Here is a 26,546-nt window from a genome sequence, read left to right on the forward strand (position 1 = left end):
CCGCGACCGAATACCGGCGCATCCCGCAGTGTCTTTGATGCGACCTTCGACCGCAGTGAGGATTTCTTATAAGTGCGAAGTCGCGGTTATTGATCGGTCTATAGCGGGCCGGGCGGGTGGGCCATGATCTCACCAAAGCACAGGATTTGCTTCCCCGCACACAGCGATTGCATTCCGAGCGCGCCTCCGCATGTTGCCAGCCTCATGGAATCCTGTTCCAACCGAGCAGCTCAACGATTGAGATCGCCCAAATCGCTATCTCCAACTGCGACCTGACAGGCCGCTCCTTTTGCAAACGTCCATGCGAGGAATGCTATCATGCGTTACGCATCCAGAATCCACCAAATGGTCGGTAACACGTCGAAGGCATGGGACATACATTTCATGGCCGCAGAGAAGCGTATCCGCGGCGAACGGATTATCTTACTGACGGTCGGCAACACCGATTTCCCCAGTCCCAAAGTGGCTATCGACGCTGTGCATGGCAGTCTGGCAGTCGGACGAACCCATTATAGCCCCAGTGCAGGGAGCACTCCGATCCGCGAGGCAATTTCGCGGCTTCATGCCCGTAAGACTGGCCAGGCGATCGACGCCGGCCAGGTCATTGTCACGATCGGCGCGCAGAACGCGCTCCTCACTGCCGCCCTCTGTATTGTGGAGCCGGGCGACCAAGTGTTGGTTCCCGACCCTATGTATCCAACGTATCCCGGCACAACTGCCGCTGCCGGCGGCGAGATCGTCAGCATCCGCTCGCCGGCGAAAAACGGCTTCCATCCGCTCATCGACGAGATAGAAGCCCCTATCGGTCCGCGAACTTGCGCCATCTTTCTGGCAATGCCCAATAATCCAACCGGAGCAGTTTATACGAGAGAAGAACTGTCGACCATAGCGACGCTGTGCCAAACGCACGATCTCTCGTTGCTTTCGGACGAAGTTTATGACGAGCTCGTTTATGAGGGGAGGCACGTTTCGCCTTCGGTGCTTTCGGGCATGGCGGAGCGCACTATTTGCATCGGCAGCCTATCCAAAATCCATACGATGCCCGGATGGCGTATCGGCTGGTGATCGGCCCGCAGCAATTGGCGGATCATGCCAGTCACATAGCCATCTGTTCCACGTACGGCACTCCTACGTTTCTGCAGGACGCGGCGGTGATAACGCTTGAGCAGCTTCCGCGCGGCGTCCCCGAGCTGAAAGCCGCCTATCGCCGACGGCGCGACCGGCATTGTGACTGGATTGACACGGTTTCGGTCCTGACTTGTCACCGGCCGGAAGGTGGCATGTTCGTGATGTTGGATGCTCGCGCCACCGGTCTTTCGGCCTACGAGTTCGCCAAGGACCTCCTTCTCGAAGAGGGCGTCGCGATCCTGCCCGCAGACGCTTTTGGTGACAGCGCAATCGGCTATTTGCGCATCAGCCTCGGCGCCCCTGATGCGGTGATCGACGAAGCTGCCCTTCGACTCTCCCGTTACGCGGAGCGAGCTGCCCGGCATCGGGCCGTCTCCTGAAGGCGTTCCTGCTGGTCGATCTTCGGCTTTCACCAAAATAGGATTATCTCGTCAACTGGCACAGTCACTGTCTAAGTTTTTATTCTCGGATCGGTCTTGGAATGAATAGCAAGGATGATGACCTTCCATCCGGTCATCGCGGGTCGCGAAGCCGCAGCGCTCAAACCTGCGTTCTGTCGCCTGGGTGCTTCGATCTACTAGGTGGCAAAGCGCAAGTCTATGTTTTAGATTTCGACGTGACCGGTTCGCGTCACGTTCGCGGATAAGACGCGTCTGCGCTCCTGGCTGAGCCAGGCTCGAACCGCGGGTGGATGCGGGCGCACATCGCTGGCGGTGCGCTCCCCGGTTGCGTGGAGATCACGCACATTCAGTTTCCAATGGCTGCTCCGGCTAGACGATTGCATTGGCATAGTGCTTTTCGAGATTATGAGCTCAAGGGCCCAACCACACGTGAAGCGTCCATTTCGTAAGTTACAAGCGACAGATAGCAGCGGCCGGAGATCGGATCCATATCGCTGCATGTACTCGTCGTTTGTGGATCTAGGACGGACGCGGCTACGGCGCTCCGAGTCCGATGGATTAAAGTATGCGCCAGACCTGCGGGAGTCTTGGGAGCAGCGAGCCGAGAAGAGACAACCATCCTGAGATGCCGGACAGCGGCTCCGAATACCGCTTTCGCAGAAAACTTTGAGTACCGCGACGAACAATCATGTGGACGAAAATGATGTGGCTAAAGATAAGTCGGTTCGACTGCAGCGATCAAACCAGCTCCTCAACTCCTCGCCAGTTTCCCAAGAGAGCCAATTGTCCTCCACAATGTCATCTTCCACCAGCCGTAATATCGCCCCGCCTGGCTCATGATGCAGCATGTCATCGACGTTCTTATCCAGCGTCCAGCGCTCTACAATCGCACATAAAAAGTCAGGAGCCCACATGGCAAAAGACACGGCGTGGGTTAGTCCTGTTAGGATCTTGCGAACGCCCTGTCCTCTAAAGTCTCTGCGCACCCAAAGATCGCCGTGGTACGCCACTTTTCCGGTCATCTTCTTCGCGCTAGGCGCTGTGCAAATACAACGGTCCTCTGGGTGTGCATGTATGGCAGGGTTGGCATAGAACGCCTTCAGGGATTGAAGATGTTCTGCAAAGTTGGTCTGCGAAAGGTCATACAGTCGAGCTGCTTCTAACCCAGCAACGTTGTTATTTTTGTCTAAGCCTATGATCCAATATCCCTCGCCTTCCTTAATTGGCGAACGATCCGGCCGAAAGTTCGGAAATGTCGGCCCCTTCGTTGGAGTTGCCCTTGCAATCGAGACATACTCGTGAAAATCGAATCCTATGAGCAGCTTGATGCCATTCTTTTCGGCGGCATCGTCACGTACTTGGAGAGATCGAGCGACGTGGAACGCATTACCCGCGACTAGCATTGCTGCACCCTATCGTATTTTGAAGAGTTCCGCCATAACCTGGCGGGGAGTTGCTGACTAAAGCTACATCTTCAACAATGGCTCCAGACACTACCTACTTTAGTAAGTAATGGTGCATTTTACATGCAATGGCGTGTATGAGCATTTGACAGGCAACCGAACTCTGCTGGGCGCGAGCGGGGTCTATTGGGCCAGCCCTCGCGTTTACTCTGTGCCGTGGCGACTGAACGGCGAGATGGTGCGAGCGACGATGGCCGAAGGGATGCTGCGCATCCACCAGGGGATCCATACTGTGGCCATCTATCCGATCTACGCCGGTCAACGCGCCCTCGTCGCCGATCCCAAGCATTTGCGGGTCTAGCGCGGAGCCGCGAGCAGCTGGATGACTGAAGATGCTCCGCCAAGAGCTGAGCCTACGCGAGACCTGGTGCTGCGGTGTGAATGCGAAATCGCGATAAGAATAGTGGTGAGATGACGCTCAAGCTAAGTTCGCGGCCTGTCGGCCGCGGACCTCTCAGCCCAGCCGTCGCGAGATTCCAGATACGCGAGCTTGCCAGCATACGCTTGATTGCCAACGGCAATAACGTGCTGCTGCTTCGCCGGTGTTGGCATGACGAAGCTGGCGGTTGCGCTTGAGCGAACCGACCTGCGCTAGCCTTGTGTAGTTCAGCGGCCACAGTCATTTGCGCAGAAAACACAACGGGGCTAGCCCCGATGACCGCCTGACTTTGCCAAGCTGAAGCATCATCGACGAGCTCTGATATCTTGGCTTTGAGCCTAATGCCGCGCATCAGTTCTTCCACCTTGCTAGCTGCCGAGACGTGATCCAGCCCAATCGCCGCGTCGGACTCGACTTCCTGGCGACCCCACGATCTCGGCGACGGTTATCAGGAAGACATTGATAGACTTTGTCGTCGGCTCGTATCTCGCGATAGTTGAATTTGGTCGTGATGCCGATCCCGTTCATGATCCTAGGAAAGGTTGAACGGGACCATAAGTTACTTCCCTGCTTCCACGCGGCGCTCACAGATCTATCCTAAACGCCAGCTTACCCGCGCTGAGCATGCCATGCCCTAGAGCGAAATCGTAGGGCGGCCGGCTGCCATTTTCGGAACGTTTCCGCGATCATTTGTAGTATGGAATTCCACACCTCGGAGGAGACTTGACTCGGGATATCATGTCTCCCACGCCAATAGTTGAGGTACCGCTCCTCGCTCATTGATACCGCTTCGGTCGTCGCAAGAGAAATGCAGTTCCCGAGACCGGGATATTGATTGAGGAGCGCCTCGTAAGTTCCCATCTGACCGATGAGTGGAGTGAGCGCCCGTCGTAAAGCCGGTGCCATGTCGCGTATCCGATTTTCGATTTCGAGTTGAAACGGATCAGTCTCAAGATCTGCAAAGACGGTTGCAATTGTGAAGAACCCGCGAGGCCGTAAGATTCGCATGGTTTCACGAAGCGCTTCACTCGAATTCGTCAAGTGGAACGACATGCTGTAACAAACCCAGTCTAGCGAAGCCTCGGCCAGGCCGGTGCATTCTCCAGGCGCATTAACCCAAGATACCGCTGGATACGTTGGACCGAGCCTCTGCCCCACCGCAACCATCTGACTATCAGGTTCGACCGCATAGCCGGAAAGTCCCATTTCAGCCAAGGCATAGGTGATTAGGCCTGTACCCGCGCCGATGTCCCCGAAGATTGGGCTTTTCGTTACATGCTTTACCTGATCAAAAAGCATCTGAAGGACTCCTCGTGAATAGGGTGGGAACTCTGGATAAAACTCTGCTAGATCGGAAAAGCTTCCAAAAGACCGCTTCTTAGTAACTTGCATCTTCTCCTCCACGAGTTGATGAGTCTTTGGATGCAGCGCGCCGCGCCGACTCGTGATGCGAATTGCCGCTCCTCGCAAACAGCATCAAAACTCGTGCCAATTTGGCTGACCCAAGCTGAAGAAAAGAGCGCACGATTGCTTTCGGTTGTGTATTTGCAATGCTCGAGTGAGCCACTGGCGACACAAGCTTGTGTCGCGGCTCCGACAAACCCGAGAAGAGTGTCAGCAGTCGGCTAGTAGCATCCAGCCGCAAGCCATGGACGGCGCCGCGGCCCGGTGCATAGGCATAGACCACGCAAGGCGGATCAGGCCCGGCCCAGGGCCTGTCATCGCGCGACAGCGCCCAGAAGTAGCCGGTTTTGGTCCTGCCGCGCCCCGGATCCAGCACCGGCGCCGGGGTCTCATCGACACAGAGCTTCGAGGAGGCGAGCAGAAGCTCGCGCAGGCGATGCCACAAGGGCTTCAATTCCTGGGCGGCATAGCCGACCCAGAAGGCGAGCGTGGAACGGTCGAGCGCTATTCCATGGGTCGCCAGCATCTGCGCCTGGCGGTAAAGCGGCAAATGCCAATCATACTTCGCGTCGATCACATGCGCGGCCAGCCGCTCGGTCGGCAATCCTCCCCTGATCAGTCGCTCGGGCGCGGCGTGCTGGAGGACGACGCCGTGACAGGCGCGGCAGGCCAGCTTGGGCCGGCGGGTGACGATGACGCGATACTGCGCCGGTACGACGTCCAGCCTCTGGCTCTCATCGTGACCGATCTCAAAAAGGACGCCTCCGCAGCACGGGCAGCTGGTTCCAGCGGGCATCAGGGTTTCGATGATTCGCGGCAAATGCTCCGGCAGCTGACCACGGTTGGCCCTGCGCGCGGCCGTCCTCTTCTCGCAGGTTCTGGGATTGGCGCGATCCTCGGCTGCTTCGAGGGCCGCGACGGCCTGATCGATGTCCTCCAGAACAAGCTGTAGCTGATCAGCGCCCAGCTTTTCCGAGGACCGACCGAACTGCGCATCTTTCGCAAACTTGAGCAACCGCTCGAGCCTGGCGCAGCGATCCAGCAGAGCCGCGGCAAAGACACGCAACTCGGCTGGATCGCTTGGCAGCTCATCGGGCAAATCACTCATTGACCCGAACTTGCCATGCTTCGCGCCTCGATGCAGCGATGATTTGTATTTTTACGCAAGCGCCTTCGGCTGCGGGATTCGAGGCGCGTGCATGCGCGTCCAATCCATGCCGGCCAGAAGTGCTGACAACTGGGCCGCATTCATCCGCATCACGCCGGCCACGATGGGAGGCCATTTGAAGCTACTGCCATCAAGCCGCTTCCAGTACATCACAAGGTCGCTGCCGTCCCAGACGACAATCTTCACCCGATCGGCGCGCTTCGCAGGGAACACCACCGCCACGCCCTTCATCGGGTCATGGCCCAGCGTCTCCCTCGCCAGCAGCGCCAAGCCCTCCGCACCCTTCCTGAAGTCGACAGGTTGCGTCGCCACATAGATCATAAGGCTCGCGGGCACGAACGTGTCCGTCGCAGTGCCAGGAACACATCGCTCAACACAGCAGCCCAGGCGCCCCGCGCAACTCCACGCGCGCGCCCTGGAACTCAACCGTCACAATGGCTGCCTCCGGCGAGCCGGAGGGCTCTGCGGCCGCCGGCAACGCTGATTCCGACACCACCGACACGAACGACAGCGTGTCCGCCGACGCCGGCAATACCAACTGGCCCAAACGCGCCCGCCGCCGCCAGTCATGCACCTGCTGCGGCCGGCAGCCATGGGCGACGGGCGACGTCTGTTACAACCGCGCCCGGCTCGAGGCTTTCCGCGGCGATCTGCGACTTCACATCATCCGGCCAGCGCTTGCGACCGGCGCCAGCATACACTTCGATATGCGTGACAACGGTCGTCTTATGTCGTCCGAATGGTCGTCCATTGTGAGCACCCTTGCTGAAGATAACTCTTCATAGCGGCGCTCCCGAGACTCCGCACAAACAATCCGATGGGTCTCTACGCTACGCTTACTCTCGAGTGCAAGCGACCTGACGCTGCGTCCGGCCCTGGCTTTCTCGCTGGGCTCCTCTCAGGCCGATCCGTCGGCGGAAGACGAGCAAAACGGTCACGGATCCCATAACGATGGCGCGCGTTTCTCGTCAAACAAGCCGGATCATACTTGAAGGCGGGTGGCATGCCGATTGCTTAAAACGAAAGATGACGCCCGAGCTAACGCCTCTCGAATTGTTCCAAGCTTGTGGTTAGCAGCATCAATGTGGCCAATGCCTATGTTGCGTTGAACTCTCAGAACTTTGCATGATCGCAAAAGGAGGCCGGAAGTCGAGTGACACAAATTACGATGCTGCTGACTGGCCTTTCTTTCGATAAAATTTAGCTAACGGACATTCCCATTGAAGGACAGGGAAGGACTACGAAATGAAGCTCGCCGAGCCTCTCCGCGGAGCCTCGCACCATGGACCGTCTTGGTCGGCAGGGATTGCCGTGGCAACTGGGTTGCCCGCGAAAGAAACGGCCTTTTTGGCGGTCTGTTCGTGAACCGAGCCCAAGCGCTTAAATTCGCACTATGGACGAATGGCCGCCATCCAGAAAACGTTGTCGAGGTGTCGCGCGACATAGAACTCGAGCTTTCCCTGACTCGGCCGCTCGGCTAAAATGATCCGTTATCACACAAATGATCAGGTACGGTACTGCGCGCGGCCCGGCGGAAGCAAACCATCTCTTGCGGCCAGTTCCGGCATCCAGCTTTCATCAGCGCTCCGGGGGCACCTATACTAGGGTCTGTACCTAATTAGCGAACTCTGATTCCCTCGCAGCGGGTTGATTCCACGCGGGGGACTTCGATGCGCAAAGGACTGTTCTGGCTCAACGACAAGCAATGGGCTCTGATAGAGCCGCATCTGCCAACGAACCAGACCGGACCGGTGCGCGATGACGATCGACGCGTCATCAGCGGTATCATTCACATGCTTCAGTGCGGCGCACGCTGGCGCGATTGCCCGCCCGACTATGGTCCGTACACGACGATCTACAATCGTTTCAATCGCTGGGCCAAGCGCGGACATTGGCGGGCGATCTTTGAAGCGCTCGCCCGCTGCGGCAAAGATCCATCGACTCCACCACGATCAAAGCGCATCGCTCGGCGAGCGGCGGAAAAGGGGGGAGCATGAACAAGCGATCGGCCGATCGCGCGGCGGGCGGACCACGAAAATCCACGCGCTGAGCGACCCTGACTGCAGACCTTGCGCATTTCATCTCACTCCAGGCCAGGACGCTGATATTGCCGCAGCGCCAGCCCTTTTGGAACTCGCGCCACCCATGTCTGCCCTCATTGGCGACAAAGGGTACGACGGCGACGGCTTTCGAGCCGAAATCGTCGATCGTGGTGCCAAGCCCGTCATTCCAAACAAATCCAACAGGGTCACTCTCCACAGCTTCAGCAAACGCGCCTACAAGGGGCGCAACGTTATCGAGCGCTGTTTCTGCCGCCTCAAGGATTTCAGGCGTGTCGCAACTCGCTACGACAAACTAGCCAGGAACTTCTTGGCTGCCGTCCATCTCGCCGCCATCGTTGCCTATTGGATCAATTGAGTCCGAGCCCTAACGCCCTTGCTTGATATAAACGCTGGCACTTCGTTTCGGCATTCGGATCTTGTTGCACCGGCATCGCGAGTTCGTGACTTCTCGGTGGAAGCGGCATCGCGGAAATGACGAACAGTAGGCACTAGCTGGAGCCCGCCCATTGCGAACACGGCTAGGTCGTCCCATTCACGACATCATGGTCGTAGATGGCGGGCGGACGGAGTATCTCGCGTTCGGCTGAGAACGCCTGATGTTCATCGAACAACCTGGCCATGACCGAGTTTCCCCCCCTGCTCTGGTAAGATCAACGTCCGCGGGATGTACAATCTACCCGGCAGATCGCGGTCGGAAAGCCGTGAGGTAATTCGTCGACGGATCGTCGGATCGAGCGTCCTTGTTCGTTAATTGACCTGCCACTGAATTCATCCGACAGCGGTTAGAGTTTATGGGCTTTGTACGCGAATTGGCGCGGGTTGGAGCAACGGACGATCGGCGGAGCTGGTCGGGGTTGCGCAGCCGATCGTCCGTTGCGGTGAGGTGGGCGGCGTAGGCCGCGGGGGTCAGGTATTTCAGCGACGATTGGGGACGCTGGAGATTGTAGTCGGCGACCCAGTTGGCGATCTTGGCGCGGGCGTCATCCAGATAGAAGAACAGGGTCTCGTTGAGCAGTTCATCACGCATCCGGCCGCTGAAACTCTCGATGAACCCATTCTGCATCGGCTTTCCCAGCGCAATGAAGTGCCAGTCGACGAGCGCGTCCTTGCTCCGGGCCGGCATGGCGTTGCAGGTGAACTCGGTGCCACGATCGGACACGGTCATTCCTGGCTTGCTACTCGTTCGACGATCGCCGTCAGTTCGCGGGCGACGCGTCGTCCTGAGATCGACGTATCCGGAATGACCCCAAGACATTCCTTGATCACGTCGTCGACGATGTTCAGAATGAGGAAGCACCGGCCCTTGGCGAACTGGTCGTGGACGAAGTCCAGCGGGGCTGAGCCTCCACTAGGATCGGGGTCTCGCGTCGCCACGGCCTTGCGGCGGGTTCGTCGCTTGCGGACGGCGAGCCCTTCCTCGCGATAAAGCCAGTAGATGCGGTAGAGGCCCGATGGTCCTGCCTCCCGTCGCAGCAAGACGAACAGCCGGCGCTAGCCGAAAGCCGACGCTCGTTTGGCGAGATCGCGCAATCGGCCACGCAGAACTGCGTCCGGCGGGCGGCTGGAGCCGTAGCGGATCATCTTCCGATCCGCCCCCACAATCGAGCAGGCCCGCCGTTCCGACAGGCTCATGACGGCCTGCAGATGCGCGATCGCAGCGCGCTTGGCGGCGGGCCCTACCATTTTTTTGAAAGGAGCTCGCGAAGGGCGGCCGCATCGAGCATCTGCTCGGCCAGAAGCTTCTTCAGCTTCGCGTTCTCCTCTTCCAAGGCCCTCAGCCGCTTCGCTTCGGAAACGTCCATGCCGCCGAATTTGGCCTTCCAATTGTAGATCGTCGCCTCGGAAACACCGTGCTTGCGAGCCAGGTCGGCTGTCTTCGCCCCAGCCTCATGCTCCTTCAATACCGCGATAATCTGCTCTTCCGTGAACCTTGCTCGCTTCATCTGTCCGTCCTTCTTCGGGCCGGACTCTAACTCCTTCTGGAGGAAATACGCAGTGGCAGGTCACGCTCCGTTAGCCGTTCCGATCCCGGGATGTGGTAGCCATACAAGGAGGAGATATTCTGGTAGTCGACTGCCTTCGGTCACAACGATGATCAATCGTCTTTGTGGAGCGCGTGTCGTGTTTGACTGGTAGGCGGAGTTTTCGCCCTAGGGATGGGCATCGCCGGCTCGACGTAAGAAAGCCTCAGGGCACTTGAGCTTAGAGGATACGGTCGATCTCCTGATCGTGATCGCCACGTAGTGCGCGGATGCCGCCATGAGCTCGGCGTGAAGTTCTTCGTCGACAGAAACCCGACGATTGCCATTTCCAGTTTATGCTGTTCATGCAAGATCAAATTCACCGATAAGCCCATAATCTCGCGAAAGTGTGCGCAGTCTGTCCCAAGTTGCATCCTCGATCGCGATGCCATTTGCTGTGCGCTCCTGTTCGCGCAAATATCCGATCTCGCCGGGGTAGAACACGCCGGATGAGCCCTCCGATGGCGGTGTCGCTTTCAGGTAATAAGCGAAATCGGCGACCTCCTTCTTGAACTCATCAAGTCGGCGGAATGCGGCTACATTGAAGGCTGCCATGAAGCAGCTGTTGTTGTACCGGCCACTCGGCTCGACGTTGAGCCCAGGGCTAGTTAGCAGACTGCATAGTATTTCCACGATCGCGGCGAGGCCGCTGCCTTTGTAACCCTCGGTACCGCCGAGCGGCAGTAGCGTGCCGCCTTTGCGGTATTCGCGCGGATCCGTGGTCGACCTTCCCTCACCATCGACAATCCAGCCCTTGGGGATCTGCTCGCCGCGCGCAACCGCCAGGTCGATCCTCCCGACGGCGACCGCCGAGGTCGCCATGTCGAGCAAAAACGGGGCCTTGAGATCGGAAGGCACCGCGATCGCGATCGGGTTGGTGCCAAGCCGCGCCTCGCGTCCGCCGAAGGGCGCGACATATTTGAATGAGCGGCCGCAGCCGGCCGCCGCGAGCCCGATCATGCCCGCGGTTGCGGCCATCAAGGGGTACGCGGCGAGCCGTCCGACATGGCTTTGCCGGAACACCGTGCAGGCAGCGACATTGGCGATCTTTGCCTTTTCGATCGTCTGCGCCATCGCCCTGGCGTTTACATGGAAGCCAAAGCCCCAATGCCCGTCGATGACCGCCGTGGTCGGCGATTCCTGTACGATGGTCCACTCCGCTCCCGGCACGATGTTCCCTGCTTTGATCCACTCAATGTAGGTTGGAATGAGGACAACACCATGGGAATCATGGCCTGCCAAGTTGGCATTGACGCAGCCGGTTGCGACCGCTCGCGCTTCCTCGTCCGAGGCGCCGACGGCTCGCAGAAGCCCCACACAGATGCGGGTGAGTCGATCGGCCTTCACGGTGACAAAGCGGCTCTCCGGCGGGCGAAGCGTTGAGTTCCCAACTGCACTCATAAGACCTCCTCAGTCTTGATCATCTCCGGAACACATAGATCGTACGCTACACCATGCAAATTGTTTGCCGCCCGCATACCCTCACGCGGTGAGCTGGATGCGGGCCATGCCGATTCTCCAAGAGCAGTGTCCTGGACGTAAGATGCATCGCACAGCGCAACAGGTAAGTATCAAACGGGCCTGTGTCAGTGAGTGAATGTCGATCGCCTAGCGAGTTGCGAGGCTTTACTTGTATATCGGCGGCCGATCTGACATCACGAATTTCTTCGGTAGTTATTCCTTATCGTCGCGCTGCGGTGCTCGCCGTACTGAGGTGCGCCGCATACACCTTCGGGAAATGGCTGGCCCGTTTCCGTCGAGTTTACCACTTTCCCGTCTTCAAACAGACAAAGGTGACTTCGAGATATGATGACGGTTCAGTTTCGTGCTGAGACTTGAGCATCCTCTTGAGGATCATCAGCGCTCGGGTGGCGTCGCGCCGGATGCGCTCGACACCGAGTATTCGTGAATCGCGAGCCATGCTCCCCGATCCGATGGTGCTGGCCCGGCTCCAGATGCGTGTACAAACGAGCTAAGAGAGAACCTCTAACTCAAGCCGGCCACTGAATCGTTCGCGGAGGCAGGTGTAAGCAGTAGTCCGTCAAAAAGTGCCCTATTAGTTGAGCGGCATTCGACCTTGCGCGCGTCAGGACGGCCGAAGGACAACTCGATCGAACTCTGCTCTCTACCCGATCGGGATCAATCCCGCCTGCTTGTAAGTTTCAATTTTATTGGCCGTCCGCCCTGGGCGCTTTCAGCACACGAACATCGGGTCCATACATTGGTCAACTTTCCAACGGTTATATAGCAGTATCATCGTCTGGCGTCCTCGGAGAAGGGCAGCATCGACGGGGATGGTCAAGCGGACATTGCGTTTATGGGGTCTTCGTCGCCGACCCTAAATCAAACCACATCGAACTCGACGTACGGCGCGGGTGGTAACATCCGGCCATAATTGACGGTGTTATTTGCGCGACGCATATAGGCCTTCCTCGCGTCGGAGCCCGACTCCCGACCGCCGGTCTCTGTATCGCCGAATGTGTCGCCGATCTCCGCATCGAGGGGAGATATTGACATTAGCAACGCCCCAGTCGCATCCACGCGCAAATGGGTACGTTTCGGGCGCAGGTGAAGACGGAGGACGCAAAGCCCTCTGGCACTATGTGGTGTAATTGCAGCACACGATCGATGCTGCTGTAGTGCCTCAACGTGGAGGATGGGCGCGAAGGCCTCCTCCTCGACTTCGACTGATTTGCGCTAGCATTTCGACCCGGTCACGACGTCTATAGCACGCATCACCGGCCTGCTCCATCTGCACGCGTACGACGCATTCTGGCGGGAGGCATTGATCGTGACTATTCACGGAAAGACATCCCGATAAATTGAGGAAGTACGGAACGTGGTGAGAACGCGCTCGATTCTTGCCTGGAGCGCAACGAACGCTCGGCATGACCAGTCCATGGCGATCACACCCGATCGCACTCTTTACTTGAATTCGAGCGGGTCCACTGAGCAGCACTGTTACTGCCAAGGGGTGATCCGAAACTATCTGTTATGGTAGCTGCCCACAGCGAGGCAGTTAGTGTTTTATGGCTTCAAACAGGGGAGACGACCGATGCGACTGTAGCTGCACAAAGGCATCCGTTTCGTACGGAGTGTCTCCCGACACCGACATGCAGCGGTAGCTCCTGGTGCGCCGTCAAGCTCAGAGCCACACTTTCTATATGGTGCCCGAAAGATTGGCTGACGCGGCTGAGCTTCCCGTGTTTGGCTATCGACCGGCAACAAGGTTTGGGCGCTTTCGCTCGGTGTCGCACTGATCAGAGAGGTGCGTTGAACGTATTCTTGATCTCGCCGTATTCGACTTCGTTCGTACTGCAACTCGCGGGGCGCAAAGCTAATCTCGCTCAGGACCGCGCTCGATTGAGGGCGTCGCCGTATCCCCGCTCGTCAAGTCTGATGCATATTTCTTGTACGCGCAGCGTAGCCGATCGGTATCGTCGGCCGCATGCGCCAGAGGACTTAACTTTATACACGAGAATCGGCCCCGAATCGCTCTGGGCTGCGTGAGCGAACAGGAAAAGAGCGGCAGTCGGATAGCCAATGAAAAGTACTCATCGATGCTCCATGTTCGGATCGTCGCCAAAACGTAATGAAGGTAGTCAGTGCTAGTTGCGTGGCGACGAAATTGCATCGGGGAGTGAACAGCTTCGAAGCATCTACGGAGAAAAAATGGAGAGATCAATGGGAGTGTTATCTCACCTGCGGGTTGTCGAAATAGGTAGCTCGGCCGGAATCAGCTATTGCACGCGGCTCTTCGCGGATTTCGGGGCCGATGTTCAGAAAGTCGAACCCCAGCCGGCGATCCACTTCGCCACAGCGCTCCATTTACGCCGAGTGGCCAGAGCGCCTGGTTCGCATTTCTAAATTTTAACAAGTCGAGCATCATCATCGATGCCAAGGAGCTAGATGCAACTATCCGGCTCAGGAAGCTGATCGAGAATTGCGATATTCTATTCGATGGCCGGTATGTTGATCCTGCTGACTGCCCGTCGATAGATGTAGCTGAGATTCGCAAGCAGCGGCCCGACTTGATCTATGTCGAATGAGCTGGTTCGGCAAGGCCGGCGACTATGCGGGAGTCGTCGCCACCGATTCGACCATTCGCGCGCTCGGCGGGCTGATCAAGCTTGTTGGACCGGTCGAGGGGCCGCCATTGCACGCACCTGATTTCCAGATGGGCATTATAGCCGGTCTTTGGGGCTTCATCGCCGCTACGTGTTCGGAACTCACCCGAATAAGGAGTGGGGGAGGGCGGTCGTGGTCTCTCAGTATTTTCGAATCGAGCCTCGCTTTAACCGAGTATCTCAGGGGTGAGGCGTTTACGCGCGGCGACGTTATGCACCGGATGGGCATTAACCGCTTCTGGCCCAGTTTTCCGACCGGCATTTACGAAACTAAAAAAGGTTACCTGGGCGTTACGTTGCACACGCCAGCTCAGTGGCGATCATTCTGTGATATGCTCCGTCTGGTCGAGTTGCCTGATGATCCGTCGCTCTTGCTCGGCGAAGATCGTCTGCATCACATGGACAAAATCGACGCACATTTTTGTGCCGAGGTTGAAGACGCAGACAGCGCAGGATTGGTTTGCGGAGGGACTAAAACGGAAAATCCCAATCGTTCCGGTGCCTGAAATACCCGATTTTCTCCAAGACGCGGAGAAGAGGGCGCGCGGCGCGATCGTACCCGTCGTGTTTGCTGGAGAAAATGGCCTGACGGTTGGCTGGGCGCAGCGACTAACTTTGACGCCGCCGCGTCAGGGCGGAAAGGTTCCGTCTCCCGGCGAGCAGCAGCCCTTTACGAATGTGCAAAGGCACCTGCCCAAGACCGCGTCGACATCGCCTGGCCCCATGGATCCCGATAGCCTGCCCTTGAATGGCATTCGCGTGATCGACTTTTCGATGGGGGTGGGCGGGCCCATTGTGTACGCGCACGCTCGCTGATCTAGGCGCTGACGTCATCAAGATCGAGGCCATTCAATATCCGGATTGGTTTCGGGCGTTGATCGACGACCTGCTTACGTGAACGGCCAAATGTACGAAAAGACGCAGCGCTTCTGCATATTGAACCGTAACAAGCGCGGTATTGACGTGAAGCGGCCGCAAGGCGCCGCTCTTGCCAAACGGCTTGTCGCGGGAGCCGATGTCGTCGTCGACAATTATTCAGTTGATGTCTTGACGAGGCTCGGGCTTGGCTATGATGTACTCAAACGGCTCAACCGGCGGCTCGTCATGATGTCGATGTCAGCCTTCGGGATGAATAGCGTGCATCGCGATTGCCGAGCCTACGGTCCGACTCTCGAGCAGGGGTCTGGCTTGCCGGCCGTGATCGGAAGCTCGGACGGCCACCCGTGATGAGCCACACCGCCTTTGGAGATCCCGTCGGCGGCTTGAACGGTTGCGCCGCAGTTCTAGTGGCCTTGCTTCATGCCCGCAACACGGGGGAGGGACAGTTCATTGATCTCGCACAGATCGAATGCATGATGCCGTTCGCAGCCCCATGGGTCACCGTCCAGTCCACCGGGGGGACGGCGATAAGATACGGCAATCGACATCCTCAGTTCGTGCCTCACGGCTGCTTCCGATGTAGGGGTGAGGACAGCTGGATCATGATAACGGTGACCGATACGGACATGTGGGATAGGCTTGCGCTGCTTATTGGACGCCCTGATCGGGCAGAGGACGCGTCGCTGAAATTTGTGGAAGCTCGCTGGGCTATTGAGAAGGTTCTCGAGAGAGAGATCGCGGCTTGAACTCTCTCTCGCGATGCGGATGAGGCCATGTCCGATTTGCAGGCCGTAAAGGTTGCAGCGGGCGTGGCCCGCCTGCCGATTGACTTGCTCAATGATCCGCACCTCAAGTCACGTGCGTTTCTGCAGAGATCTGAACGCGCTTTCATAGGTGCGCATCCGCAGCCTTCGATGCCAATTCGCGAGGGTTTGAGACCCTATGCGATCCGCACAGCTGCCCCGACGCTAGGACAGCATAACAGAGAGATCTTATCGGAGCTGCTCGGCCTCTCCGATCCCGAGATCATAGAATTGGTAAATGCAGGCATTATCGGTGAAAAGATGATCTCGGAAAAGGAGCTCGCACGTGTGAGCAAGCCGTCCTCGGACTGACGCCATTGCCTACGATCCATTGAGGCGCATCCGGTTTAGCAGATCGGCCGCTCCCGGCGAGAGATCAAAGAGGATTGCAAACAGGCCGTCGAGCGCTCGTCCTCTCCAAATCTTAGCTGACAATCTCGCAGCGAGGTCATTTGTCTAGCCGCACGCGGAGCGCTAGGGTCTGTACCTAATTAGCGAACTGTGATTCCCTCGCAGCGGGTTGATTCCACGCGGGGGACTTCGATGCGCAAAGGACTGTTCTGGCTCAACGACAAGCAATGGGCTCTGATAGAGCCGCATCTGCCAACGAACCAGACCGGACCGGTGCGCGATGACGATCGACGCGTCATCAGCGGTATCATTCACATGCTTCAGTGCGGCGCACGCTGGCGCGATTGCCCGCCCGACTATGGTCCGTACACGACGATCTACAATCGTTTCAATCGCTGGGCCAAGCGCGGACATTGGCGGGCGATCTTTGAAGCGCTCGCCCGCTGCGGCAAAGACGGCGTGACTTTGTCCATCGACTCCACCACGATCAAAGCGCATCGCTCGGCGAGCGGCGGAAAAGGGGGGAGCATGAACAAGCGATCGGCCGATCGCGCGGCGGGCGGACCACGAAAATCCACGCGCTGAGCGACCCTGACTGCCGACCTTGCGCATTTCATCTCACTCCAGGCCAGGACGCTGATATTGCCGCAGCGCCAGCCCTTTTGGAACTCGCGCCACCCATGTCTGCCCTCATTGGCGACAAAGGGTACGACGGCGACGGTTTTCGAGCCGAAATCGTCGATCGTGGTGCCAAGCCCGTCATTCCAAACAAATCCAACAGGGTCACTCTCCACAGCTTCAGCAAACGCGCCTACAAGGGGCGCAACGTTATCGAGCGCTGTTTCTGCCGCCTCAAGGATTTCAGGCGTGTCGCAACTCGCTACGACAAACTAGCCAGGAACTTCTTGGCTGCCGTCCATCTCGCCGCCATCGTTGCCTATTGGATCAATTGAGTCCGAGCCCTAATTCTGTGAAACGCTCTGCGGTGCTGCCGCCGAGCGGTCTCTCACCGGAGATTCGGATTTATCAGGCCTGGACGAGCCTGTAGATAATTGCGCAACTGAACCACGTAATTGGGAGCGAGTTCGAATCCGCCCTGAGGACTTGACTGGGCTCCGATGGAGCTATGCGTAAAATTGGGTGATGACGCCTGACATAGGCGGCGTATCGAGGCGGGTGTCGAAGCCTGCCGGAACATCTCACGCAGAGCGATACGCCATGAACGAGACCTGCAACACACCAGCGTCCACTCGTCGTAGTCTTCCATGCGGGCCTGCAGGAAGATGCCATCAGCTCACTCGTACACGTATCGGCGCGCCGACAGATCGCGCCTCTGCCAGCGCTCGTACTCGCTTTGCCACTCGGCCGTCAGTCGGGATGCCACCGCGCGCGACAGGCTTTCGCCGGAAGGGCAAGGAGGAACTTGATCGGCGTTCACGTCGGCATGCGGGAAGCCGCGCAGAGCTGGCGCGAGCTGCTGATCGGCGTCAAGCAGCGCGGATTGCAGATCGCCCCGGGAATTGCCGTGGGCGATGGCGCGCTTGGCTTCTGGAAGCCGCTCGACGCGGTCTTTCCCGGCACGTGGCACCAGTGGTGCTGGGTGCACAAGACCGTCATTATTCCCGACAAGTTCCCGTTCTCGGTGCGGGCCGCCATGAACAAGGATCTGCTCGAGGTCCAGACACATGACGGAGTTCGCGGGCGACACGACAACTACCGAGTTGCGCTCTCGGCGCACTCGGCCGAGTCGCAGAGGGGCCAGCTACTAACTCGAGCTCTCGACTCACCGTGTGCATCGGTCTGCCCGCGCTTCGTGCTCCCAGTGCTTTTGCCCATACGCCACGATGTAGAACACCGCAGCGGAACGTTGGACGTCATACGGTTTACCATCGGATCGAGAGCGGGTTCGCGACCGTGCAGCCCAGGGCGGTGCGCACCAAGGGCTCGTCCTCGCCGACCACCACCATGCCGATGGTGTTCAAGCTGGTGATCGCCGCATCAAAGAGCTGGCGGCGGCTCAAAGGCACAAATCAGTTTAAGGTCATCGCAGGTTTCAGAGTCAAGGACATCGAGGTCATCACGCGCCGGCAAACCACAGCGCCTGATTACCTCATCCGTATAGCGCGCTCCGTTCCCGCCAGCTCAGAACTGCTCGTTCAAGCCGGCTCCTTCAGGTCTCGAAAGAGAACGCCTAAATCGAGGCATGCGTAAACGCAATCGACTAGTGGCTCTGCACAGTGATTATCACAGGTTGGGTCTTAAGATTAGCTCCGGCAGGAGTTTCGGATCAACGAGGACCTCGATGCTGCGTGGCGTCCTTGGCTGCCGTTTGATGAGGCCGGCGCGTTCGAGCGTCAGCACCATCTGGTGAACCGAAGGCGGGCTGACGCGGAAATATTCCTGCATGTCGGTTTCGGCCGGGGGTCGACGGTGCAGCCGCGTGTAGAGGTGGATAAAAGCCAGATACTGCCCCTGCTTGGGCGTGAAGGTTTTTGCCGAAGGACTCACGCCGGCCATCCGATTCAGTTGTTGGTGCGTGCCTCGAACACGGAGGCACGCCATGAATGTACGCTATCGGGTCGACCTCAGCCAAATCGAGCGCACCGAACTCAAGGCGCTGCTTAGCGGCGGCAAGCATGCGTCCCGCAAGCTCAAGCGCGCACAAATTTTGCTGGCCGCTGACGCCGGGGCTGGTGACGAGGAGATCGCAAGGAGCGTCGGTGTGAGCGGCTCGACCGTATATCGGACCAAGCGGCGTTTCGTGGAAGGCAATCTGGAGCGGGCGCTGAGCGAGGAACCGCGGCCCGGGGCGGAACGCAAACTCACGAGCAAGGAAGAAGCTTTGCTGGTGGCGACGGCCTGCGCCAGTCCACCGAAGGGCCGCGCCCGCTGGACGCTCGAGCTGCTGGCAGGTGCGATGGTCAAGCTCACCGAACACAAGAGCCTGTCGCACGAAACCGTTCGGCGGCGCCTGGCCGAAAATGGCCTCAAGCCTTGGCGCAGGGACATGTGGTGCATTCCGCAGGTCGATGGCGAGTACGTCGCCCGCATGGAGGACGTGCTCGACCTCTATGCCGAGGCGCCCGATCCCAGGCGGCCGGTGGTGTGCTTCGACGAAAGCCCGGTGCAGCTCATTGGCGAGGCGCGTCAACCCATCCCGGCTGAGCCCGGCCGGCTCGAACGTTACGATTACGAGTATCGTCGCAATGGCACGGTCAATCTCTTCATTCTCCTCGATGTGCATTGCCCCTGGCGCAAGGTCAAAGTCACCGAACGGCGAGCGGCGGAAGACTACGCCCGATGCATGCGCGAGCTCGTCGACATCCATTATCCCGATGCCGAGATCATCCGGGTCGTCCAGGACAATTTGTCGACCCACTCCGCCGGTGCCCTGTATCAGGCGTTCCCGCCCGCCGAGGCCAGGCGGATCTTGCGGCGGCTCGAGTTCCACTACACTCCCAAGCACGCAAGCTGGCTCAACATGGTCGAGATCGAGATCGGCGTCCTGCGCGGGCAGTGCCTGGATCGCAGAATCGATGATCCCAAGCGACTGCGCCTCTGGGAGCGCAAGCGAAATGCCGCCCGCTCACGCATCAGATGCATGTTCACAACCGACAAGGCACGCGCCAAAATGGGCCGCGCCTATCCGGCCACTCCCAAAGAGCCAAAATCACTGTGAAGAGCTACTAGGCTACCAGACCTAGTAAGTGTCTGACCGTCGATCTTTCAGTTAAGTGATTGCCGCAGTTCTCGAACTTACATGTCGCTTCAAGGACACGCCGCAGCGCATCGCAACGAACGTCATTGATGCCTATGAGAAGCGCGCTCGCTTGACGAACGACTTACTTGCGAAGGATACAACATGAGTGAAGTGATCGGCGAGTCCACTGGTATGCAAGCTTTGGAGACTCTAGAATCGAGCGTTCGCCTATACTCACGTTTGTTTCCGACCGTTTTTAGCCGAGCGCGTGGCTCCATTCTGCTAACGCAGAATGGTCGAAAGGTAATTGACTTCCTTTCTGGTGCTGGAGCGCTTAACTACGGCCACAACAATCACCAGCTCAAAGCGGCTATTGCCGAGTATCTAGCATCGGATGCTGTGGTCCACGGCCTCGACATGGCGACTCCTGCAAAGCTCGAATTCCTGGAGACTTTCAGCTCTGTTATACTACACGAACGGGGGCTGAAATACCGGTTCCAATTCGTGGGGCCAACGGGTGCTAATGCCGTCGAAGCAGCATTAAAACTCGCACGCAAGGTTACAGGGCGTCAAAATATCATTTCATTCACACGTGGATATCATGGCCTGAGCCTAGGAGCGATTGCTGCGACCGGTAATCGCTTTCATCGCACGGCGAGCGGGGTTTCTTTGTCTGGCGTAACCTTTATGCCGTATGATGGTTATTTTGGGCCGTCTATTGATACGGCGGACTACATGCGAAAGGTATTGCTGGATCAGAGCAGCGGTACCGATGCTCCGGCTGCCATTCTCGTCGAAACTGTGCAAGGAGAAGGGGGCGTAAACGTTGCTTGCAGAGAATGGTTGCAATCAATTCAGTCTATAGCAAAGGAGGCTGGTGCTCTTTTCATAGTCGACGACGTCCAGATGGGTTGTGGCCGAACGGGTGAATTCTTTAGCTTTGAGTTCGCGGGGCTGTCGCCAGATATCGTCGTGCTGTCGAAATCGCTAAGTGGTTACGGTCTGCCACTATCAATGTTGTTGATCAAAGAGGCAGCCGACGCGTGGCGGCCCGGAGAGCATACTAGTACCTTTCGGGGAAATAACCTTGCGCTTGTATCTGCAACTGCAGCTATAAATATCTATTGGCGCTGTCGGACGTTCTCCCAGGATGTTCATCGCATGGGAAACTTCCTGCGACACCGACTTGAGGCCATTTCATTCAACCTGGGGAATCGTTTCGATGTTCGAGGGCGGGGCATGGTATGGGGCTTTGATTGCCAAACGGCTGAAATTGCGGAGACTACGGCACGCAAGGCGTTTGACAAGGGATTGATTGTTGAACGATGCGGCCCTGCCGACCAAGTGTTGAAATTGTTGCCCGCGCTAACGATCGATTCTGAGACACTAAGTCAGGGACTTGAGATATTCGAGGACGCCCTGGCGGAAACGTTGAATCAAGTTCCGGCAGCGTGACCTTACTTCCAATTTATCTGAACAGTATGAGACGGAAATGCCCAACGACTACAGACTTTAGCGATTCCGGCGGGATGAAAAATAATTGGCAAGTCAGCAGGAAGGGCTCAGGGCGCTTCAGCGGGTCCACAGAGGATGTGGCGAATTGCTGTACGCATGCGATGGCGCCGAAGACATCCGTTTCGGTCCATCCAATCAGCGTGAGGTCGTCACTCTGCTGGTGAACAAAAGAACGCGAGAGATCAGCTTGCAGCCGATGATCGCAAACCATACCATCATCTTGGCGCGGGTACTTCGGCTTCCGTCAGACCCCGCGCGTTCCAATGAACTTCGCAACTTGAATCCGCCGGAGACTGCGTTTGTATCTCTGGCGGCAATGGCGGAACGGGCATAACCGATTCCCGGAGCTTCGCCGCCTCGGCATCGTGAAGTGCGCCGCATCGGTCGCCGCGGCTTCACTCCTGCGCATGTCCGGACACCCGGCGACTCAACACGCCCTACAAACCATCTGTTCAACTCTCTTGCAATCTCAAACGCTGCTCCGTCCCAAAAATCGACACCGCTCAATCACTTTGGAGGTTCTGCACAGGCGGTGGCTCCGGGTCCATCAGCGATGCTCATCTGAAGTTTCCCACATTCCTTAGCAAAGATCAAAAAGCTTGCGCGGTGACGGGTCAATGCCTCTGCGCCGGTCTCGGTAACACACAATGTTTGGCTGATGACGTAGCCGAAATCCTCCTCGATCCAGTTGCCCAGCATCAGATGGAACGTCATGTTCGGCTTCAACTCTGTCATGCCCCCCTCCGTAAGGAGGGTATCCCATTGGTATCCACTGGAGTGAGCCTACCGCGAGCACAGCGGGATTCTTTTTTGAAGCCATGTTTTTCAATCGTTCGATAGAACGCGCGCGCAACGTCGCTACAGGTGTACCGGGCCGGACGGCGTTCAGGGCAGCCTCCAGACCGACTACATACACCGGGAATCGTCAACAACTACTCCGGTAAATCCCGAAGGAAAGGCGGGACTATCGACGGGATCGAGGAGCTGACCGGGGCTTTAGATCCGTGTTTTCCCTGCAGGAATGTTCCTTTCGCGGTCGAGGGCAGATGGTGTGCATCGAGGTGCTCGCGCCCGTTGTGCTGCAAACCACACCTTTTCTGGACACTTGTCGGCCTAATGAAGTTGAGGGCACGTGAATGCCTCATCCGGCTTGCCTCACCGATACCGCGCCGGGATTGTAGATCTGACCGAACCCATTGCTGAGGAAGTCCGACAGTGTGATCTCTTCCTGTCGGACAAGAACCCTTTGCCGACAATCTGTTCTGGGCCAGAAGGTTCGAAGACGGTAGAAATGCTCGCGGCGGTCGTGGTCTGAAGCGCACTCAGTCTTCGCCCCGCAATAACTCCAGCGTAGATCTTGTTTGCGTAAGTACCGGTGCATAGAACGCCTATCCCGCCAGCCGCAGACCGTAACGAAGATGACGACTACATCCTGCATGGTAGCGGGTATTGGTTCTCAAACAGATCCTTCAGGACGTCGCGGCGGTTCTTCAGATTTAAGTCGTTCAGCAGCGCTTCAATGATCACCTGATGGCCAGGATAACGGATGGCGCGATAGTTCATCGTGCGCACCTTGCCTTCCAGCATCCTTGCCAAAGTCCCAAGGCCGCCGGATGTATTAACCGCTTCATAGCTTCACGCCGTCGAACGAAAGTTCCTCAAGCTCCTCCATGGCTGGCACGTTCATCAGTCTGCCTTCCACGAGGCTTCGCACGGTTGGATGCATTCATTGATCGGACCATCGGTTGCTCAAGGTGAGCAAGAGCCTGGACTTTCTTTGTGGTGGTGACATCCTCAGCCAAATAGGAGACAGTGCGCATCTGCCTTGAGAGCAGCCTCCTCGAGGTATGCGGTCAAATCGAAGGGAAAGGCCGAAAGCACAGCGAATTTACGGTTGATCGTGGCCAGCAGACTTGCCTGGTCCGTGATGTCTAGCATCACACTAGAAAATGTCGAATGGCTCTCGGCGAGCTGCTCGCCACTGGGGTCGACGACCGTCACTTTGTAATCGCCGATGTCGGCTAGCATCGTTGCAATCGCGCCAACGATCTTGTCTGCACTGACGAGTGTAATCTCTTTCATGTTCCGATACTTATTGCTCCTTGCATCGTGATGAGTTTCGTCATCGATTTGACGATTGATAACAACATCAGGCGCAATTAGGCCTACCTGCTCTGGCAGATTGACGAGGATGTAGAGATTCCGGAATAGTGCTCATGTCCGTAACGGACAAAAAGGAAAACGATTGGCGCGCCCAACCGTGAAAATCCCGTGTGCCGGTGTTGACACTCGTAGGACACGAACGCACGGACGAGCCGACGTTGCCGACACCAATGGAGGTGATGCATGAGCACGAAAATCTCGGCGATTCCTTTAACTGGTGTTCCATTTCCGAAGTCGGAGTACGAATGCCGGCAGCAGAGGGTGCTTGCGGCGATGGTGCGTGCTGAGCTTGGTGCACTGTTGGTCACAGCGCACGGTCATCTCCGATACCTCACCGGATACGATGGGCGTGGCGGATACTTCGCGCCCTTCCCATTCATCCTTCTACCGGGGCGGGCGGCAACATACGTTGTCCGAGAGTATGAGGTACAAGCGGTTAGAGCGAGCAGTTGTATTGACGAGATCATTCCTTATACGCAGGAGCGCGACTTTGCCATGGTGTGCGCCGAAGTTCTTCGGCGATACAAACTGCAGTGGCCAAGGATCGGCCTCGAGCTTGGCTGCTGGAACCTAGCGCCGGCCGATGTGAGTGCGCTTCAGGCGCAACTTCCCGAGTTGCAGGTCGTCGATGCAACTCGTCTGGTCGCCTCAGTCGCAGCCGTGAAAAGCGAACTGGAGCTTGAGGCCATGCGCGGCGCGATAGCCATGACCGACCTGGCCGTGCGCACGTTTCAGAGCTCATTGCGCAGCGGCGCGACCGAATTGGAGGTGGCCGCGAATATCGAGGCGAAGATCAAGAGTGCAGGCGGCGAACTTCGGCCAAACTACACTTTGGTATTCGGCGAGCGGACAAGGATGCCGCATGGCGCCCCCGCGCATCACCCAATCAAAGACAATGAGCCCGCTATGATCGAAATCGGCGGCTCGAAACACGGGTACACCGCAGGGCTAGTCCGGGGTGCGGTCCTCGGTCGGCATCCTGCGGCCGAATCTCTGCACGCTCTGGCCTTGGAGGCTCTCGAAGCCGCAATTGTCGCGATCAAACCGGGTGTGGCCGCGGATGCAGTGGACGCCGCCGCACGCAAGGTGATCCAGCGATCTAGGCGTCCACGCGTATTTCGCCATCGGACCGGATATCAAACCGGCATTCATTGGTTGGAACGAGGTAACTTGAGCTTGGAGCCGGGTGCGGAGGACATACTTGAGACCGGCATGACCTTGCATCTGCCGATCATTCTGTTCAGCGAAAGCGGCTACTTGTTTGGGTGCAGCCAACACGTCGTGGTGACGAAGGGCGGTGCGGAAATACTCGGCCGTACACCACACACGCTTTACCGCGCATGATTCTCGGTTTGGAAGTATGAACAAGCACAGTGTTCAAGGTTTGCAGTATCTGCAGAGTCACGCATCCGCATGGCGTCGCTATTTCAACCGTAGTCGCGCGACTCAATAACATCGAAACGGGAATAGTCGAGACGGGCATTTACATTCTCATCGGTCTAAAGAGACTAGCACTACTTTGGCAGAATGTTGGTTTTGCAGTGTTTTATAGGATTCCCGAATCAATTTTTCAATGATTCATGGGTGGTCGGCTCTTGGAGGGCTGACCATGCCGGGATGGAAGGACGAACTTGAGCGCTGGCTGATACCGTTCTTGGACCGGCTGGGTCATAAGACCCGGCAGCGGATGTGCCCTCTCTATGTGGCTGGATTGATCGGCCCTGGCGATCGCAAGAGCGTTCAGCCGATGGCCGAACGCCTTGCCACGAGCAACTACGACCAGTTGCACCATTTCATTGCGGACGGTGTCTGGGACGCGACGCCGCTGGAAACAGAGTTGCTCAACCAGGCGGACCGACTTGTCGGCGGCAGGGATGCGGTGCTGGTTATTGATGACACCTCGCTGCCGAAGAAGGGCGATCGCTCAGTCGGTGTTGCGGCTCAATACGCGTCGGCTCTCGGTAAACTGCAAATTGCCAAACGCTGGTGTCTTTAACGCTTGCGCGCGGGGAAGTGCCAGTGATGGTCGCGTTACGTCTCTTTCTGCCTGACAGCTGGACAAGCGACATGCCTCGTTTGAAGCGCGCTCGCGTGCCAGTCGAACACCGAACGCCACGGTCCAAGCCGGAGATCGCTTTGGCCGAGATTGACCGCGCGATGGCAGCCAACGTGCGCTTTGGATGTGTGCTGGCGGATGCAGGATACGGCCTCAGCGCACCGTTTCGACAAGGGCTAACAGAGCGCGGGCTGGCCTGGGCTGTCGGTATCGCTCGGCACCAGAAAGTGTATCCGGTTGATGTGAAGCTCATTTGGCCGATCACCAAAGTCCGTGGCAAACCACGAAAGCACCACGTGCCCGATACCTTATCGATTGCGGCGGAACAAATGCTGGCCGGCGCCAGATGGAAAACGGTGACTTGGCGTAGCGGGACGAAAGGTCGGCTCAAAGCCCGATTTGCTGCTCTCCGTGTCCGCACCGCAGACGGCCCTGCGCAGCGGATATGGGATAAAGGTCAGCAGCATCTCCCAGGCGACGAAGCCTGGCTCATTGGCGAGCAACGTGCCTCCGGGGAGAAGAAATACTATCTCGCCAATCTTCCGGCGGCGACGGATCTGCGCACGCTGGCCGCTACCATCAAGGCACGGTGGATTTGTGAGCAGGCGCATCAACAGTTGAAGGAGGAGCTTGGACTTGATCACTTCGAAGGGCGATCATGGCAAGGTCTTCATCGCCACGCCCTTATGACAATGATTGCCTACGCCTTCCTGCAACATCGTCGCCTCGCATACGCGGGGCGGAAAAAAAAGAATCAACGGGCCTCCGCCTCAACCAACCATGCCCGCCGTACGTCACGCCATCGTCGATCTCATCCTTCGGCCGCCGCCTCAACAGTGCCCATATTGCCGAAAGCAAATCCTTGAAAAACACTGGCGTAAACACATTCTGCCAAAGTAGTGCTAGCACTACTTTGGCAGATTGT

Annotated in this window: 13 protein-coding genes and 11 pseudogenes; 14 read left to right on the plus strand and 10 right to left on the minus strand. The window is 57.8% G+C overall.

The features are described from left to right. Positions 1 to 318: 318 nt before the first annotated feature. Positions 319 to 1,065, plus strand: a complete 747-nt coding sequence (locus tag ACRQ5Q_RS09850; protein WP_439397420.1) for a pyridoxal phosphate-dependent aminotransferase — start codon at positions 319 to 321, stop codon at positions 1,063 to 1,065. Next, on the plus strand, positions 1,047 to 1,508 hold the full coding sequence (locus tag ACRQ5Q_RS09855; RefSeq protein ID WP_439397422.1) for an aminotransferase class I/II-fold pyridoxal phosphate-dependent enzyme: 462 nt from the start codon (positions 1,047 to 1,049) through the stop codon (positions 1,506 to 1,508). The genes ACRQ5Q_RS09850 and ACRQ5Q_RS09855 overlap by 19 nt, the downstream gene beginning before the upstream one ends. A gap of 707 nt (positions 1,509 to 2,215) precedes the next feature. Here ACRQ5Q_RS09855 and ACRQ5Q_RS09860 read toward each other — a convergent pair. The 4 genes and pseudogenes from ACRQ5Q_RS09860 to tnpB all read right to left on the minus strand — a co-directional run bounded on the left by ACRQ5Q_RS09860 (position 2,216) and on the right by tnpB (position 6,264). Further along, positions 2,216 to 2,932: a hypothetical protein gene (locus tag ACRQ5Q_RS09860; protein WP_439397424.1), complete on the minus strand. Its 717-nt coding sequence runs from the start codon at positions 2,930 to 2,932 to the stop codon at positions 2,216 to 2,218. Between the two features lie 1,048 nt (positions 2,933 to 3,980). Then, positions 3,981 to 4,670, minus strand: coding sequence for a class I SAM-dependent methyltransferase (locus ACRQ5Q_RS09865; RefSeq protein ID WP_439397425.1), 690 nt, complete (start codon positions 4,668 to 4,670; stop codon positions 3,981 to 3,983). Between the two features lie 337 nt (positions 4,671 to 5,007). Beyond that, a pseudogene (gene tnpC / locus ACRQ5Q_RS09870) lies at positions 5,008 to 5,883 on the minus strand (IS66 family transposase); the annotation flags it as partial. Positions 5,884 to 5,934: 51 nt separating this feature from the next. Continuing rightward, positions 5,935 to 6,264 carry an IS66 family insertion sequence element accessory protein TnpB gene (gene tnpB / locus ACRQ5Q_RS09875; RefSeq protein WP_439397427.1) on the minus strand — a complete coding sequence of 110 codons (330 nt, stop codon included), beginning with the start codon at positions 6,262 to 6,264 and terminating at the stop codon, positions 5,935 to 5,937. 113 nt (positions 6,265 to 6,377) lie between these two features. Here tnpB and ACRQ5Q_RS09880 point away from each other — a divergent pair, with 113 nt between their 5' ends. Beyond that, on the plus strand, positions 6,378 to 6,728 hold the full coding sequence (locus tag ACRQ5Q_RS09880) for a hypothetical protein (protein WP_439397429.1): 351 nt from the start codon (positions 6,378 to 6,380) through the stop codon (positions 6,726 to 6,728). Positions 6,729 to 7,613: 885 nt separating this feature from the next. Then, positions 7,614 to 8,361 (plus strand): annotated as a pseudogene (locus ACRQ5Q_RS09885) (IS5 family transposase). Positions 8,362 to 8,829: 468 nt separating this feature from the next. Here the strand turns inward: ACRQ5Q_RS09885 and ACRQ5Q_RS09890 are convergent. From ACRQ5Q_RS09890 to ACRQ5Q_RS09900, 3 genes and pseudogenes are all read right to left on the minus strand, one after another. Beyond that, positions 8,830 to 9,949 (minus strand): annotated as a pseudogene (locus ACRQ5Q_RS09890) (IS3 family transposase); the annotation flags it as partial. A 381-nt stretch (positions 9,950 to 10,330) separates the two neighbouring features. Continuing rightward, a complete protein-coding gene (locus tag ACRQ5Q_RS09895) occupies positions 10,331 to 11,428 on the minus strand; it encodes an Ldh family oxidoreductase (RefSeq protein ID WP_439397431.1) in 1,098 nt (365 codons plus the stop codon). 942 nt (positions 11,429 to 12,370) lie between these two features. Further along, positions 12,371 to 12,709 (minus strand): annotated as a pseudogene (locus ACRQ5Q_RS09900) (aldehyde dehydrogenase family protein); the annotation flags it as partial. A gap of 1,002 nt (positions 12,710 to 13,711) precedes the next feature. On the opposite strand from ACRQ5Q_RS09900, the pseudogene ACRQ5Q_RS09905 reads away from it, so the two are divergent. From ACRQ5Q_RS09905 to ACRQ5Q_RS09930, 6 genes and pseudogenes are all read left to right on the plus strand, one after another. Beyond that, positions 13,712 to 14,660, plus strand: a pseudogene (locus tag ACRQ5Q_RS09905) (CoA transferase). A 287-nt stretch (positions 14,661 to 14,947) separates the two neighbouring features. Beyond that, on the plus strand, positions 14,948 to 15,052 hold the full coding sequence (locus tag ACRQ5Q_RS09910; protein WP_439397433.1) for a CoA transferase: 105 nt from the start codon (positions 14,948 to 14,950) through the stop codon (positions 15,050 to 15,052). Positions 15,053 to 15,060: 8 nt separating this feature from the next. After that, a pseudogene (locus ACRQ5Q_RS09915) lies at positions 15,061 to 16,148 on the plus strand (CaiB/BaiF CoA transferase family protein). A gap of 231 nt (positions 16,149 to 16,379) precedes the next feature. Next, a pseudogene (locus tag ACRQ5Q_RS09920) lies at positions 16,380 to 17,140 on the plus strand (IS5 family transposase). Positions 17,141 to 17,616: 476 nt separating this feature from the next. Then, a pseudogene (locus ACRQ5Q_RS09925) lies at positions 17,617 to 17,865 on the plus strand (transposase); the annotation flags it as partial. A gap of 212 nt (positions 17,866 to 18,077) precedes the next feature. Further along, positions 18,078 to 18,254: pseudogene (locus ACRQ5Q_RS09930) on the plus strand (IS256 family transposase); the annotation flags it as partial. 177 nt (positions 18,255 to 18,431) lie between these two features. On the opposite strand, the gene ACRQ5Q_RS09935 reads toward ACRQ5Q_RS09930, so the two are convergent. Beyond that, positions 18,432 to 18,704 carry a LexA family protein gene (locus tag ACRQ5Q_RS09935; protein WP_439397434.1) on the minus strand — a complete coding sequence of 91 codons (273 nt, stop codon included), beginning with the start codon at positions 18,702 to 18,704 and terminating at the stop codon, positions 18,432 to 18,434. 43 nt (positions 18,705 to 18,747) lie between these two features. On the opposite strand from ACRQ5Q_RS09935, the gene ACRQ5Q_RS09940 reads away from it, so the two are divergent. Together ACRQ5Q_RS09940 and ectB are read left to right on the plus strand one after the other, a co-directional pair. Then, on the plus strand, positions 18,748 to 19,866 hold the full coding sequence (locus ACRQ5Q_RS09940; RefSeq protein ID WP_439399750.1) for an IS630 family transposase: 1,119 nt from the start codon (positions 18,748 to 18,750) through the stop codon (positions 19,864 to 19,866). Positions 19,867 to 20,079: 213 nt separating this feature from the next. Beyond that, positions 20,080 to 21,342, plus strand: a complete 1,263-nt coding sequence (ectB, locus tag ACRQ5Q_RS09945; protein WP_439399752.1) for a diaminobutyrate--2-oxoglutarate transaminase — start codon at positions 20,080 to 20,082, stop codon at positions 21,340 to 21,342. Between the two features lie 567 nt (positions 21,343 to 21,909). On the opposite strand, the gene ACRQ5Q_RS09950 is transcribed toward ectB, so the two are convergent. Next, the gene (locus ACRQ5Q_RS09950; RefSeq protein ID WP_439397436.1) at positions 21,910 to 22,137 is read right to left on the minus strand and encodes a hypothetical protein; all 228 of its coding nucleotides are present in this window, start codon (positions 22,135 to 22,137) and stop codon (positions 21,910 to 21,912) included. 406 nt (positions 22,138 to 22,543) lie between these two features. Next, positions 22,544 to 23,484: pseudogene (locus ACRQ5Q_RS09955) on the minus strand (saccharopine dehydrogenase family protein). Between the two features lie 264 nt (positions 23,485 to 23,748). Here ACRQ5Q_RS09955 and ACRQ5Q_RS09960 point away from each other — a divergent pair. Next, positions 23,749 to 24,909 carry a M24 family metallopeptidase gene (locus tag ACRQ5Q_RS09960; protein ID WP_439397437.1) on the plus strand — a complete coding sequence of 387 codons (1,161 nt, stop codon included), beginning with the start codon at positions 23,749 to 23,751 and terminating at the stop codon, positions 24,907 to 24,909. A 229-nt stretch (positions 24,910 to 25,138) separates the two neighbouring features. Beyond that, positions 25,139 to 26,487: pseudogene (locus ACRQ5Q_RS09965) on the plus strand (IS701 family transposase). Positions 26,488 to 26,546 lie beyond the last annotated feature (59 nt).

It is taken from the genome of Bradyrhizobium sp. PMVTL-01, from assembly GCF_051861855.1.
Taxonomy (GTDB): domain Bacteria; phylum Pseudomonadota; class Alphaproteobacteria; order Rhizobiales; family Xanthobacteraceae; genus Bradyrhizobium.